General features: G+C 42.2%; 11 protein-coding genes and 7 tRNA genes. 17 read left to right on the top strand and 1 reads right to left on the bottom strand.

Going from position 1 to position 14,066, the window contains the following annotated elements; translation table 11 throughout:
- The first annotated feature begins 145 nt into the window (after nt 1–145).
- The 7 genes from ACTO17_RS13860 (at nt 146) to ACTO17_RS13890 (ending at nt 831) form a co-directional block, all read left to right on the top strand.
- A tRNA-Asp gene (locus tag ACTO17_RS13860) sits at nt 146–219 on the top strand.
- 48 nt (nt 220–267) lie between these two features.
- A tRNA-Val gene (locus ACTO17_RS13865) sits at nt 268–340 on the top strand.
- Nucleotides 341–365: 25 nt separating this feature from the next.
- Nucleotides 366–438: transfer RNA gene (locus ACTO17_RS13870), tRNA-Thr, on the top strand.
- A 17-nt stretch (nt 439–455) separates the two neighbouring features.
- Nucleotides 456–537 (top strand) — tRNA-Tyr (locus ACTO17_RS13875).
- A 44-nt stretch (nt 538–581) separates the two neighbouring features.
- Nucleotides 582–655 (top strand) — tRNA-Met (locus ACTO17_RS13880).
- Between the two features lie 14 nt (nt 656–669).
- Nucleotides 670–742, top strand: a tRNA-Phe gene (locus ACTO17_RS13885).
- 16 nt (nt 743–758) lie between these two features.
- Nucleotides 759–831: transfer RNA gene (locus ACTO17_RS13890), tRNA-Lys, on the top strand.
- Nucleotides 832–884: 53 nt separating this feature from the next.
- Here ACTO17_RS13890 and ACTO17_RS13895 read toward each other — a convergent pair.
- Complete coding sequence (locus ACTO17_RS13895) at nt 885–1,199, bottom strand: helix-turn-helix transcriptional regulator (protein ID WP_482558342.1); 315 nt, start codon at nt 1,197–1,199, stop codon at nt 885–887.
- Between the two features lie 107 nt (nt 1,200–1,306).
- Here ACTO17_RS13895 and ACTO17_RS13900 point away from each other — a divergent pair, with 107 nt between their 5' ends.
- The 10 genes from ACTO17_RS13900 to ACTO17_RS13945 all read left to right on the top strand — a co-directional run bounded on the left by ACTO17_RS13900 (nt 1,307) and on the right by ACTO17_RS13945 (nt 13,931).
- Nucleotides 1,307–1,510, top strand: coding sequence for a hypothetical protein (locus ACTO17_RS13900; RefSeq protein WP_482558343.1), 204 nt, complete (start codon nt 1,307–1,309; stop codon nt 1,508–1,510).
- A 472-nt stretch (nt 1,511–1,982) separates the two neighbouring features.
- Nucleotides 1,983–3,131, top strand: coding sequence for a lactaldehyde reductase (fucO, locus tag ACTO17_RS13905; protein WP_482558344.1), 1,149 nt, complete (start codon nt 1,983–1,985; stop codon nt 3,129–3,131).
- 261 nt (nt 3,132–3,392) lie between these two features.
- Entirely contained in the window at nt 3,393–3,593 is a 201-nt protein-coding gene (locus ACTO17_RS13910) for a DUF1858 domain-containing protein (protein WP_172537557.1), read from the top strand.
- Nucleotides 3,594–4,627: 1,034 nt separating this feature from the next.
- On the top strand, nt 4,628–5,419 hold the full coding sequence (locus ACTO17_RS13915; protein ID WP_482558345.1) for an adaptor protein MecA: 792 nt from the start codon (nt 4,628–4,630) through the stop codon (nt 5,417–5,419).
- A 102-nt stretch (nt 5,420–5,521) separates the two neighbouring features.
- Nucleotides 5,522–7,621, top strand: a complete 2,100-nt coding sequence (locus tag ACTO17_RS13920) for a glycosyl hydrolase family 18 protein (RefSeq protein ID WP_482558346.1) — start codon at nt 5,522–5,524, stop codon at nt 7,619–7,621.
- 261 nt (nt 7,622–7,882) lie between these two features.
- On the top strand, nt 7,883–8,725 hold the full coding sequence (licT, locus tag ACTO17_RS13925) for a BglG family transcription antiterminator LicT (protein WP_172537019.1): 843 nt from the start codon (nt 7,883–7,885) through the stop codon (nt 8,723–8,725).
- Nucleotides 8,726–8,805: 80 nt separating this feature from the next.
- Nucleotides 8,806–10,731, top strand: a complete 1,926-nt coding sequence (locus ACTO17_RS13930) for a beta-glucoside-specific PTS transporter subunit IIABC (protein WP_482558347.1) — start codon at nt 8,806–8,808, stop codon at nt 10,729–10,731.
- Nucleotides 10,732–10,745: 14 nt separating this feature from the next.
- The gene (locus ACTO17_RS13935) at nt 10,746–12,170 is read left to right on the top strand and encodes a 6-phospho-beta-glucosidase (protein ID WP_482558348.1); all 1,425 of its coding nucleotides are present in this window, start codon (nt 10,746–10,748) and stop codon (nt 12,168–12,170) included.
- 244 nt (nt 12,171–12,414) lie between these two features.
- Nucleotides 12,415–13,173, top strand: a complete 759-nt coding sequence (locus tag ACTO17_RS13940; protein WP_482558349.1) for a LytR/AlgR family response regulator transcription factor — start codon at nt 12,415–12,417, stop codon at nt 13,171–13,173.
- A gap of 107 nt (nt 13,174–13,280) precedes the next feature.
- Nucleotides 13,281–13,931 (top strand): hypothetical protein, encoded by a 651-nt coding sequence (locus ACTO17_RS13945; protein WP_172535786.1) that lies wholly within the window; start codon nt 13,281–13,283, stop codon nt 13,929–13,931.
- Nucleotides 13,932–14,066 lie beyond the last annotated feature (135 nt).

The following is a 14,066-nucleotide window of genomic DNA, read 5'->3' on the forward strand; positions in this document are numbered from 1 at the left end:
AGATGGATGGAGCTGACTGTCACTAATCGGTCGAGGGCTTGACCAGGAAGAAGAAGGTGGATGGATTGTCTGGCTGTATGGATTTTTGAAGGTATATGAAATATTGCTTTACAAATGGCAATATATTTGGTATACTTTTGTAAGTGGCCTAGTGGCTCAGTTGGTTAGAGCGCCGCCCTGTCACGGCGGAGGTCGAGGGTTCGAGTCCCTTCTGGGTCGTTCACATCTTTATATAACAGCGTATATAAGGATGTACAGAACAAATATGGGATCTTAGCTCAGCTGGGAGAGCATCTGCCTTACAAGCAGAGGGTCACAGGTTCGAGCCCTGTAGGTCCCATTTTTATGCCTGAATCATCAGACAGGCCGATGTGGCTCAATTGGCAGAGCAGCTGATTTGTAATCAGCAGGTTATCGGTTCGAGTCCGATCATCGGCTCTTTGAAAATTTATTATGGATGGATTCCCGAGTGGCCAAAGGGGGCAGACTGTAAATCTGTTGGCACCGCCTTCGAAGGTTCGAATCCTTCTCCATCCATTAGGATAAGTTAAATTCGTTTTTCTTATCCGCTCATCTTATTCCGCGGGGTGGAGCAGTCTGGAAGCTCGTCGGGCTCATAACCCGAAGGTCATAGGTTCAAATCCTATCCCCGCAATTTTTTCGTTAACTGCCCAGTTAGCTCAGTTGGTAGAGCAGAGGACTGAAAATCCTCGTGTCTCTGGTTCGATTCCGGAACTGGGCATTTGCAAATTTATTATGGGATATTAGCTCAGTTGGTAGAGCACTTGACTTTTAATCAAGTTGTCCGGGGTTCGAATCCCCGATGTCTCATTTATTGTCATAGTAAGAAGCCTTAATCTTTAAGGCTTCTTTTTTAGTATTTTTCACCCATGCTCTTCACAAAGGCGGTTCAGCAGGCTTAATACCAGGATCATGTCATTATCATTCAGCAGTTTAAATTTAGACAAAGCTTTGTTTACCAGTTCTGGATTTTGCTGTTGCTGGTCGAAAAATTCAGCAGGCGTTACCTGAAAATAATCACAAATGGAAAAAAATTCAGTTAAAGAAGGAAGTGATTTTCCGGAAGAAATATTGTTGATATAACCTCTGCTATGCCCTAAATCATAGCTCATTTGATATTCTGAAATTCCTTTTTTAATTCGAAGCTGTGTAATCCGGTTTTTGACAAATTCATCCATGGCATTCTCCTCTTAGATATATACATAATTATAAATGAGAAACATTAAAAATATTCTATGCAAAAATGTTATAATATCTTGAAACATCTATTTTAAAATGTTATTATATGATGAGAAATGATTATATTAAAAAAATGAGGGGAAAAGACATTTATAAAATGATAATGGCAGCAGTATGGAAAATGGAGAATAACAATGCAGAAGAATGTGGCAGAAAATTTACGAATGTTATTATTATGTCTTTGTTTCCTTTTTTTATTAAAAGTCCTGCAGGCAAAGGCTGCGGTTTTGGAGCCGACGGAAGAATATGAACTGGGTGAGGAAACGGAAGAATATGAATTGGGTGAGGAGTATGAGGGAAAGATTTCATATAGTGAGAAAAAAAGGTGTTTTCGTTTTACAGTTCCGGAAAAATCTCACGTTACTTTATATTTAAAATACAGCGGAAAAGGATGCGGGGGAACAATTTACGATGAATTCGGAAAGGAAGTTTTGAGAAGAGAAGATTTAACATTTCAATTGAATATTTTTACTGGCTGGGCTTCGGCAGAATTGTCCAGAACGCTCCCGCCCGGAACTTATTATATGAAAATATGGAATGAAGGAGAATGGAAATGGCAGCATTGCAGATTTTCTTTTCGGATTGAGGCGAGAAAGCCGTTAAAAATTTTATATATTTTTTGTCTGTATTCTTTCAAAAAGTATTGAAATTTTAATGAAGTTTGTGATACTATTAGCAGAGATTCTGTAAAAGAATCTTACTAATAAAAAGGAGAAGGAAAAATGGCAAACAGATTTGTGTTAAACGAGACATCTTATCATGGAGCAGGCGCAATTCAGGAGATTGCAGCAGAAGCAAAAGGAAGGGGGTTCCAGAAAGCTTTTGTATGTTCTGATCCGGATTTGGTGAAATTTGGAGTGACAAAGAAAGTATTGGATGTATTGGATGAAGCGGGCTTAGTTTATGAATTATATTCTGACATTAAACCGAATCCAACCATTGAGAATGTTCAGACTGGCGTAGAGGCGTTTCGGAAATCTGGGGCAGATTATCTGATAGCAATTGGCGGCGGTTCTTCCATGGATACTGCAAAAGCTATCGGCATCATTATTAATAACCCTGATTTTGAAGATGTGGTGAGTCTGGAGGGCGTTGCGCCTACTAAGAATAAATCTGTTCCGATTTTTGCGGTTCCCACAACTGCAGGAACGGCGGCAGAAGTTACCATTAATTATGTTATTACAGATGCAGCGAAAAACCGTAAAATGGTATGTGTTGATCCGAAAGATATTCCTGTTGTAGCATTTGTAGATTCAGACATGATGGCTTCTATGTCGAAGGGTTTAACAGCGGCTACCGGTATGGATGCTTTGACCCATGCAATTGAGGGATATATTACAGCGGGCGCCTGGGAATTATCCGATATGTTCCATATTAAAGCCATTGAAATTATTGCAAGAAGCCTCCGCGGCGCTGTGAATAATACACCCGAAGGAAGAGAAGGAATGGCATTGGGACAGTATGTGGCAGGTATGGGCTTTTCTAATGTTGGACTGGGAATCGTTCATTCCATGGCACATCCTCTGGGAGCTCTGTATGATACGCCTCATGGCATTGCAAATGCAATTATTCTGCCAACTGTTATGGAGTATAATGCGGAAGCCACAGGAGAGAAATACCGCGACATTGCAAAGGCAATGGGAGTGGAAGGTACAGACGCCATGTCTCAGGAAGAATATCGGAAAGCCGCTATTGACGCTGTGAAGAAGCTCTCGGAAGATGTAGGAATTCCGGCTGATTTGAAAGAAATTGTTAAGAAAGAGGATATTCCTTTCCTTGCGCAATCTGCTTATGACGATGCATGCAGACCTGGCAATCCCAAGGAAACCAGTGTAGAGGATATCACCAAATTATATGAATCACTGATCTGATATAAAAATACAAACAGAAGTGACAGAACGGGCTGTTGGGAAATGGTAATTTTCCAATGGCCCTTTTTAATGGATTATGGGGATGAATGATAGTATGGGCGTAATTATGGGAATGAATGGTAGTATGGGCGTGATTGTGTGGATGGATTTACAGATTATGCGAATAAATCATTGCATAATAGGGAAAATGGTATTATAATATAAAAATACGCGTACTGTATGTAACAGCAACAGAAGCGAAAGCGTAAGGAGGTAGGAGAAATGGCTCAGGTAACAAAAGAAACAATGATTGGTGAATTGCTTCAAATTGATGAAAATGTAGCGCCGATTTTACTGGAGATTGGCATGCACTGCCTTGGCTGCCCGTCATCTCAGATGGAGACAATTGCAGAAGCAGCGATGGTACATGGCATTGATCCGGATGCGTTAGTAAATAAAATCAATGAATTTCTGGCTAAATAAAAGTACTGCCAGATTTGCCGGATGATGAAGAAGATTTTAGGGAATGGAGTAAAAGGCTATGTTCAATACACAGCCCTTACTCCATCTTTCTTTTGTTCAGGGCAGCTGACTGCAGATATTGCATAGGCTGCCAAATGTATGATTCATGAATAAAAATTCTCTTCTTACACAAAATTTAAAATATTTGAGTGAATTCCCCCTTTGGCGCTTCATAAAATTATGAAGATATTTCCGTGATATAATAAGTTAATGTATGAAGCAGCGGTACGTCATTGCTTCATATGACATGTTTCCGTTATTCTTAGAATGAAGGAAACGACAAAATTTGCCGGAAAATTCATAAGTTCTTTTTTCTTTTCCCAAATACGGAAGTATAAGTTCCGCGGCTGCCAGCACAGCTATATTTTTATTGACAGAATTTTCCAGGCAAACAAGTTGCTTAAAAGGTCTTTTGCAAAAATGCAGGAACAGGCGGTTTATAGTAAACATTTGTTAAAGTGAGAAATATACAGATGACAGGTGTGTTTCCAGGTTAATTTTATCGGATTTCCACATACTATAAATCTATGGAACAGGATGTGCAGAAACAGATATGTACATTTGTAATATAGAAAACTCTCTTGAAATGTGTTGTGAGTGCAAAGACCGGATAATTCGTGTTGGCTCCTTTCTGCCTGAACCAGACTTGCATTTCAATATCATTTATAGCATACAAATAATACCAAATGCAAGGTGTTTTGGCAAAATTTTAGAGATTTTATATTTTTTTTAGAAAATCCAGGAGTGTACGACTTGACGAAATATGAGAATATGTAATATACTTTGAGTACTATGAAAAGGTTAGCTTTCACAGTAACCCCCATCATGCTCAGCCTGTCGTCCGGCGGGCCGCATGGCCATCCATACTGTGGAAGCCAGGGGCTTTCACAGTAAATATACAAGTTAGTTTTGCATTAACATAGATTCAGTTGAACATGAAGAGTTTAAGAAGTTTTGATTTCTGATGTGGCAGTTGAGGAGAAGGAAGTGATCACATGAAAATTGAAAAAGTAAATGAGAACCAAATTCGCTGCACCCTTACAAGAGAAGATCTGGCAGATCGCCAGCTTAAGTTAAGCGAACTGGCATATGGAACGGAAAAAGCGAAGATGCTTTTTCGTGACATGATGCAGCAGGCAGCCTATGAATGTGGATTTGAGGCAGAGGATATTCCGTTGATGATTGAGGCGATTCCTTTGTCCGCAGATACAATTATTTTGATTATAACGAAGGTGGAGTATCCGGAGGAACTGGATACCAGATTTTCACAGTTTGCCCCGGGAGATCCTGAGGATGAAGTAAAGGATGAATTTACCGGAGAAGAGACAGATAAGGTCTTTGAAACAGCAGGGGCAGATGATATTTTAGATTTGGTCCGCAGACTTCAGGAACAGACCAAAAGCGCTGAAGCTGCCGAAGGTGCGGATGATTTTATTCCTGTGGAGAAAGCGTCCCGCAAGGATAAGAAAGAACCGAAAGAACCTTTGGTAGTGGATATCACGAAGCTGTTTGTATTTGATGAACTGGATGAGGTTAACCGGTTGGCACGGGTACTGAAGGGATTCTATAATGGGTGCAATGTGCTTTATAAGAATAAACTGAACCGGAAATATTATCTGATTATCAGTAAAAGCCACCATACGCCGGAAGAATTTAATAAAGTATGTAATATTTTGGCGGAGTATGCCCATCAGGAGAAGTATTCTTCGGCAATCCGGGCATATTTTGAAGAACATTATGAGTTGATATTAAAAGAAGATGCATTGCAGACGTTAAGTAAGATTTGAACTGAGTGTAAGTCCCAGAGTATTTTATAATTGCGCTCTGGTGTTTTATATCATAGGACAGCGCTCCTATGATATAAAACATATAATGCACGGGAGGATAAAATGTCAGACACAGACAACATGCAGGAGAAAGCTGCCGGCAGAAAACTGAGAGAGGGGCAGCCGGATTCTGCAGGAGGGCAATTTGTTGGCAGAAGGCCCAGGGAAGAGCAGCCGGGTTCTGCAGAAGAGCAATTCGTTGGCAGAGGGTTCAGAGAAGAACAGCCGGATTCTGCAGGAGGGCAATTCGTTGGCAGAGGGTTCAGAGAAGAACAGCCGGATTCTGCAGGAGAGGAAGCAGAGAGGCAGACTGCGGGCAGAAGGTTCAGGGAAGAACAGCCGGATTCTGCAGGAAGAGAAACAGAAAGGCAGGCCAACAGAAGGAGGCCCCAGAACCGATCTAGAAGAAGGAGACGGAGGAGATCCGGAAGAAATAACAGAATGCCGGTGTTTGTTGCTGCTGTTTTTATAACAGCAGTAGTTTTGCTTGCCCTTTTAAGCGTTGTGATAAAGAAATACAGTCCCACCAAAGAGCGGGCAGATTTGAATGAATATTACAACGTCCAGGGAGAGGAAGATCTGGCGGTGGTTCTGGACGGGAAACGTCTGGAAGAAACGGCAAAAATCTGGGATGGACATGTATACATGGATTACAAACTGGTTCAGCAATATCTGAATCAGCGGTTTTATTGGGATTACAATGAAAATATCCTGCGGTATGTTACGAACACGGATATAGTTTCTGTCAATGCAGGCAGTACAGAATATACGGTGACAAAAAAGAACGAAAGTACAGATTATGTGATAGTAAAAGTCGATGGAGAGCACATGTATCTGGCATTGGATTTCGTTCAGAATTATACAAATATTGATTTTGATGTGTATCAGAATCCAAACAGAGTAAAGATTACGGCTTCCTGGGGTGAGGTTCAGACGGCGTCTGTCCGCAAGAAAACGGAGATCCGGGTAAAAGGCGGCATTAAGAGTCCGATTGTAGCAGATTTGGAAAAGGGAAGCAAAGTCACGGTGTTAGAGGCCGGAGAGGACTGGAGCAGGGTCTGTACCCAGGACGGACTGATTGGATGGCTGAAAAATAAAAGACTGGGGGAACCGGCGGCTGAGACGCTGTCAAGAGAGTTTGAAGAACCGGTATTTTCCCATATGCTGAAGGAGGGGCCGATAAGCCTTGGGTGGCATCAGGTGACTACTCCGGAAGCTAATGACAGGATTTCCAATATTCTGCAGACTACCAAGGGCGTGAATGTGATTTCTCCCACCTGGTTTTACCTGAATGACAATGACGGGAATATTTTTTCACTGGCCAGCAGAGAGTATGTGAGTTACTGCCACCAGAACAATGTGGAGGTCTGGGCTTTGGTCAGCAATCTTGAGAATCCGGAGGCCGACAGTACTTATGTGCTGACGCATACCTCTACCCGGGATTATCTGGCAAACCAGATCATTGCAGCAGCCATTGAGTATGATTTAGACGGGGTTAACCTGGATTTTGAGGCGCTGAGCGGCGACGTGGGAGACGCCTATATACAGTTTATACGCGAGCTTTCCTTAAAGTGTGAGAACAATAATCTGGTGCTTTCTGTGGATAATTACGTGCCAACAAGCTATACGGCATTTTATAACCGCGCAGAGCAGGCTTTGTTTGCGGATTATGTGATTATTATGGGATATGATGAGCATTACAGCGGCTCCGAGGATATTGGTTCTGTGGCTTCCATTGGATTTGTGCGGGAAGGGGTGGAGAATACTTTAAAAGAAGTTCCGCCGGAGCAGACCATTTTGGGTATGCCGTTCTACAGCAGAGTTTGGGAACTGACGCCTAAGGATGGAGCCGGAGAGGATGTGGAATCTGCAGCGGAGGATTACCTTCCATATACGTTCACCTGTACGGAGGAGGGGATGCAGACTGTGGAAAACCGCTATACAGAAAACGGCGCCCAGGCAGTCTGGTCTGATGAGGACGGCCAATATACGGCTTCATATGAGAAAGATGGAAAAACCTATAAAATGTGGATTGAGAATGAGACTTCTTTAGAGGAGAAGCTGAAAGTCATGAAACAGAATCATCTGGCCGGGGCAGCTTATTGGAAACTGGGTCTGGAGCGGCCGTCTGCCTGGGATACGATTATTAAATATGTGAATTAAACAGCGGTGAAATTACAAACAATTTCATCGGGTTCAGGAAAATCTGAGACAGACAAATTTTAGTAGTTGACAGAAAAGAATTTTTCTGATATTATATTCGAAATTGAAGGATGGTTATTACGTTGTAAGCTATACCTGTTTATTAAATCTGTGGTGGATGTTACCACAGCTTAATAAGCAGGTATTTTTGCATTTTAAGAATTTTGAAAGAGCAATACTGTTGGGGAAGTCATTTTTATAAAAATTTTGTGGAGAAGAAAAATGCTTATTACAAAAATTTATAACAATAACGCGGTGGAAAGCAGGGATAAAAATCACAGAGAAATTGTAGTAGTCGGGTGCGGAATTGCTTTTCGGAAACGAACGGGGGATCAAATCGAGGATTCCAAAATACAGAAAATTTTCGTATTGTCGGAACCAGATGTGAATGTGAAATTTAAAGAATTTCTTTCTTATATTCCGGTAGATTACCTGACAATGGGCAATGAAATTATCAGCTGTGTACAGGAGAAGCTGTCGGTTGAGCAGAATACGCTGCTTTATCTCAGTTTGGTGGATCATATTTACGGGGCTGTTCAGCGGTATAAGAAGGGGATAGAAGTTAAAAATATGATGCTGTGGGATATCCGGCGGTTTTACCGGGAGGAATATGAAACGGGGCTTTATATTCTGCAAATTGTGGAGAACTACACAGGAGTGCGGCTTTCGGAAGATGAGGCAGGTTTTTTTGCATTTCATATTGCAGAAGCGCGGATGAATGAGAATTCCATGGACATGCAGAAAATAATAGATATTATGGCAGAATTGTCCAGTATCGTGAAGTATCATTTTCAGGTGGAATTTAACCAGGAAAGTGTGTATTATTACCGATTTGTGACGCATTTAAAATTTTTTGCCCAAAGACTGGTGAGCGGAAAAATGTATGGCCAGGATGATCAGGACGAATTGTTAGATGCCATTAAAAGAAAATATGTGAATTCTTATAACTGTGTAATAAAAATAAAAGAATTTGTGAAAAACAGGTATTCCTACGTATTGTCAGAGGATGAAATGCTTTATTTGACAATTCATATTGAACGGATTATATATAAAAGCAATGGTTGACCGAAAAAGCAATGTTTTGGATGGATGGTTACATTCAGTTGGCCACACCTTCAAATTTATAAAAAATGGAGGTAGAAGGAATGGGAAAGTATGAAAGTCTGGCAAGAGAAATTGTCGAAAAAATTGGAGGAAAGGAGAATATCGTAAGTTTGACTCACTGCGTTACGCGGCTTCGTTTTGTCCTGCAGGATGAAAGTGCGGCAGACGAGGGAGGACTTAAGAGCATGGAAGGCGTCGTGACGGTGATGAAAAGCGCCGGGCAGTTTCAGGTGGTAATCGGCAGCCATGTGCCGGAGGTTTATACAGATGTATGCGCAGTGGCAGGAATAGAGAACAGAGAACAGGCTTCAAAAGAGCAGGAAAAATCTTCCGGAGGGCTTGCAAACCGGTTTATTGATACCGTTTCCGGCATTTTTCAGCCAATTCTTGGCATTATGTCTGCATGCGGCATGTTAAAGGGGTTAAACTGCCTGTTTGCTTTCATGGGACTGTATGCAGAGTCCAGTGGAACTTACTTGTACCTGAATGCATTCAGTGACGCAATGTTCATGTTTCTGCCAGTATTTCTGGCATTTACAGCCTCTAAGAAATTCAACTTGAAGCCTTTTGTGGGAATTTCAATTGGATGCGCCCTTTGCTACCCAGCAGTTCAGCTTGGAACCCTTTCTGCGGCAGCAGAACCCTTATATACGCTGTTTGAAGGGACAGTTTTTGAATCACCGGTATATCAGACTTTTTTTGGAATACCTGTGATTGCAATGGATTATACTTCAACGGTAATACCTGTGATTTTGATTGTATATTTTGCTTCAAAGGTGCAAAAGCTGATGGAAAAAGTGATACCGGAAATTGTTGCATTCTTTTTTGTACCGATGTTTACGTTGTTGATTGCTCTTGCAGTTGGGTTTATTGTTATTGGGCCCGTGGCTACTTTTGGATCAAACTTAATCCTGCAGGGAATTCTTATGGTACGGGGCATAAGTCCGCTGATTGCAGGCGCTTTGGTAGGAGGGTTCTGGCAGGTATTGGTAATGTTCGGCCTTCATTGGGGATTTATTCCAGTTTATGTGAATAATATAATGACGGTTGGCTATGACAATATCATGATGCCTTTCTTTGGAGCGACCTGGGCCACAACAGGGGTTGTTTTGGCGATTATGGTTAAGACGAAAAATGAGAAATTAAGGGGACTTTGCATTCCGTCAGCTATTTCCGGCTTTTTTGGAGTTACAGAACCTGCAATTTACGGCATCACTTTACCCAGGAAAAAACCTTTTATTATTTCCTGTATTGCAGCAGCCATTGTAGGAGCGTTTTACGGCATAGTTGATTTAAAAGAATATATTTTTGGGGGATTTGGAATTTTTGAATTTCCGGCAATGATTGATCCTTCCACTGGTGATATGTATAATGTGACCATGGCGGCTGTGGGCGCAATTGCGGCTACTGTTCTGGGATTTATTCTGGCTTTCATATTTTGCAAAGAGGACGCCGAAAGCAGTGATGCCAGTGAGAAAGCTAAGGCAGAAAATCATGAAAAAATATCTGTGAAAAAAGAGATAATAACAAGTCCCCTGACAGGAAAAATTATTCCTCTTGCTGAAGTAAAGGATGCGGCCTTTTCTTCCGGCATACTTGGAAAAGGCATCGCGGTTCTGCCGGAACTTGGCAGAGTTGCAGCCCCGGCAGATGGGACGATACAGGCAGTATTTCCTACGAAGCATGCCATTGGAATGGTAACGGAGCATGGAGTGGAAATATTGATTCATATAGGAATGAATACCGTGCAGCTGAACGGGGAGGGATTTGAGTCCCATATTAAGGAAGGCATGAGGGTAAAAAGGGGAGATATTCTGGTAACCTTTGATAAAGAACTGATCCTGGAAAAAGGCTGTTCTTTAGAAACACCGGTTTTAATAACCAATGTGGATGATGTGGCGGACTTGATTGAAACAGAGAAGGATACGGTTGAATCAGGTGATGAATTGCTGACTGTAATTTTTTAAAGGAGAACAGGAACATGTCTTTGAAAGAGAATTTTTTATGGGGAGGCGCAACGGCGGCCAATCAGTGTGAGGGAGGTTATGCATCCGGCGGGCGCGGACTGGCCAACGTAGATTTACTTCCGGCAGGTGAAGATCGCTATGCAGTAATGACCGGACGCAAAAAAATGTTTGTTTTTGATAAGGAGCATGATTATCCGGCTCAAAGGGCCATTGAGATGTATCAGCATTACAAAGAAGATATCCGTATGTTTGCTGAGATGGGATTCAAAGTATACCGGATGTCCATTGCATGGTCCAGGATTTTTCCGAAAGGAGACGAGGAAACACCGAATGAAGAAGGGCTTTCCTATTATGAAGATGTATTCCGTTTGTGCAGGAAGTACAAGATTGAACCGCTGGTTACGATTACGCATTTTGATTGTCCGATGCATCTGGTAGAAATGTACGGCGGTTGGAGAAGCCGCAGGATGCTGACGTTTTATGAAAGGCTTTGCCGCACCCTGTTTTGCAGATACCGGGAATATGTAAGATACTGGATTACATTTAATGAAATCAATATGATCCTGCATGCGCCATTTATGGCAGCCGGGATTTGCTTTGAAGAAGGGGAACATGAAAAACAGGTGGTGTATCAGGCAGCCCATCATGAACTTCTTGCCAGTGCGCTGGCAGTAAAGCTTGCAAAAGAGATTAATCCTGAAAACCAGGTGGGCTGTATGCTGGCAGCCGGCCAGGCATATCCATATTCCTGCAAGCCTGAAGATGTCTGGGCCGCAATGGAGATGGATCGGAAAAGCTATTTGTTTATTGATGTGCAGGCCCGGGGAAGCTATCCGGAGTACGGCCTGAAATTGATGGAACGGGAAGGGGTAAAACTTCAGATTGAATCAGGAGATTTGGAATTACTCAGAGATAATACAGTGGATTTTATTTCTTTTTCATATTATAATTCCATGTGTGCAAGCGCCGATCCGGAATTAAATGCGGCGATCAAAGGAAATATTTTTGCTTCTTTAGAAAATCCATATCTGCCCGCAAGTGAATGGGGATGGCAGATTGATCCTCTGGGACTTCGCATTACATTAAATGTGCTCTATGATCGATACCGCAAACCGCTGTTTATTGTGGAAAATGGATTGGGCGCAACAGATACCCCAGATGAAAACGGCTATGTGGAGGATGATTACCGGATTGATTATCTCAGAGAGCACATTCGGGAAATGAAGAAAGCAGTGGAAGAAGACGGAGTAGATTTATTGGGATATACCACCTGGGGATGCATTGACCTGGTCAGCGCTTCTTCCGGAGAAATGCGGAAGCGGTATGGTTTTATTTACGTGGATAAGAACGATGATCACACAGGTACAATGAAGCGGATTCCCAAGAAATCATTTTACTGGTATCAAAAAGTCATCGAAAGTAATGGGGAGCTGCTGTAATTTTACAGCAGTCGGTCAAAATACAAAAAGGTTGCATCAAAAACTCTCTCAGAGTTTGATGCGGCCTTTTACTTTTTCCAATTGTGCCAGTCACAACATTTATCGTTCCTGTCACCTCATTTCTAAAGTTTTTTTACTAAGTATGCCGATAACATTAGTGACCGAAAATAGATCTATTTCAGGTTTGGAAAGCAGCGGGAGAAACCGGAAGAAAATTTTCGGAAATATCACGAGGTGGACGGAGTTGAAGATTGCAATCTGTGATGATGAAAAGTATGTGCGCAGTTTTATACGGAAGCTGATAGAGCAGCAGGAACCGGACTGCGAAATTGTGGAATTTTCTTCCGGCAGAGAGTTGCTCCGGTCCCTGGGACTGGACAGTTATATTTCGGAAGCAATTGATATTCTTTTTCTGGATATTTCCATGGAAGATATGGATGGGATAACCGTGGCAAAGCGGCTGCGGGAAGCTGCCAAAGAGCAGGAAACGGCAGTATGGGGCAGTCTTCCGCTTTTGATTTTTATATCGGGCTATCCGGAATATGCCATGGAGGCTTTTTCAGTTCATGCGTATCAATTTCTGGTGAAGCCCATTGAGGAAAAGGAATTTGCGGCAGTGCTTCAGCAGGCTGCGGAGGAATGCCGGATTTTGAAGGGCAGAAGGCAGGAGACGCCCCGGGAATTGCTGATTCGCAAAGGGAATACCACAAGAAAGATTCCGGAAGAGGATATTTATTATGTGGAAAGCAGCAACCGTAAGGTGATTCTATGTCTGAGCTGTGAAAAAATCACTTATTACGGCAAGATCAGCGGACTGGAGGAGGAACTTTCGGAGAATTTCTTCCGGGTGCATAAAGGTTATCTGGCAAATATGAAATATGTGGAACGGTACAGCCGGACAGAGGTTTGGATGAAAAACGGTGACAAACTGCTGATCTCAAGATATAAATACCAGGATTTTGTGAAAGCATACCTGAGGTATATTTCGGAGGGAAATTATTGAGGCAGAAGTTGTTTTAATGAAAGGAAAATGTATTTCAAATTACAGTGATGCTGCAGCACAATGACGGCAGGTCAGAAGGCGGTAGCCAGTAAGCAGGAGGTAAGAGTATGAGAGTAACAGATCAGATTATGAATGCAACAGCAAGAAGAGCCGGAGTTCCGGTGAACATGTCTCTGGTGAATCATTTGAACAAGAATCAGAACAGTCTGGAGGATTTGTTCGGGAACAGCGCTGCTGCGGATGTGACTCAGAAAAAAGAGTATGAGAAGCAGGAAAAAACAGCGGAGGAACTGGCAAAGAGCGCACAGGCATTCTTGGCAGAAGGGCAGGATTCCATATTTGCTAAAGCAAAGGAAAGCGGAAATATGGATGAAATTCACAGCCACGTGGAAAAGCTGCTGGAGAATTACAATGCTGTGTTAAAGTCCTTAAAATCCAATGCTTCCCCGTTGGATGACTATTACCGTCAGATGTTAAGCGGCGCAGCAGGGGAACACAGCGAAGCGTTAAAGACAGCCGGGATCACCATTGGAAAAGACGGAACTTTAAGCTTAGATAAAAACAAATTAAAAGAGGCGGATGTGGAAAGCCTGGAGAAACTTTTCGGGCCATCCGGATCATTTTCAGAAAAAGTTGCTTTTCTGGGCGATCGGATTGCAGACAATGCCGGAGCCAATGCGTTAAGTTATTCCAGTAAATACAATTCCAACGGGAACAGCTATGCGTCTCTTGGAAATAAGTATGATATCTGGGGTTAAGGGAATCAGTTTAAAGGAGCAGGTCAGCCTTTTTGCAGGCTGACCTGTCTCTTTTGGGTTTTATTTGCAGCTGCGAAAAAAGAATATGGTAATTCTTGACGAAAGGATTCTTCTCATGTTATTCTGATGTCGAAA

The organism is Petralouisia sp., from assembly GCF_056822245.1.

Bases quoted from the DNA above. Each gene is read 5' to 3' on its own strand.
- fucO (WP_482558344.1), top strand. From the start codon at position 1,983: ATGGCAAACAGATTTGTGTTAAACGAGACATCTTATCATGGAGCAGGC.
- ACTO17_RS13935 (WP_482558348.1), top strand. From the start codon at position 10,746: ATGTCTTTGAAAGAGAATTTTTTATGGGGAGGCGCAACGGCGGCCAAT.
- ACTO17_RS13945 (WP_172535786.1), top strand. From the start codon at position 13,281: ATGAGAGTAACAGATCAGATTATGAATGCAACAGCAAGAAGAGCCGGA.
- ACTO17_RS13900 (WP_482558343.1), top strand. From the start codon at position 1,307: ATGATGAGAAATGATTATATTAAAAAAATGAGGGGAAAAGACATTTAT.
- ACTO17_RS13910 (WP_172537557.1), top strand. From the start codon at position 3,393: ATGGCTCAGGTAACAAAAGAAACAATGATTGGTGAATTGCTTCAAATT.
- ACTO17_RS13915 (WP_482558345.1), top strand. From the start codon at position 4,628: ATGAAAATTGAAAAAGTAAATGAGAACCAAATTCGCTGCACCCTTACA.
- ACTO17_RS13930 (WP_482558347.1), top strand. From the start codon at position 8,806: ATGGGAAAGTATGAAAGTCTGGCAAGAGAAATTGTCGAAAAAATTGGA.
- ACTO17_RS13920 (WP_482558346.1), top strand. From the start codon at position 5,522: ATGTCAGACACAGACAACATGCAGGAGAAAGCTGCCGGCAGAAAACTG.
- licT (WP_172537019.1), top strand. From the start codon at position 7,883: ATGCTTATTACAAAAATTTATAACAATAACGCGGTGGAAAGCAGGGAT.
- ACTO17_RS13895 (WP_482558342.1), bottom strand. From the start codon at position 1,199: ATGGATGAATTTGTCAAAAACCGGATTACACAGCTTCGAATTAAAAAA.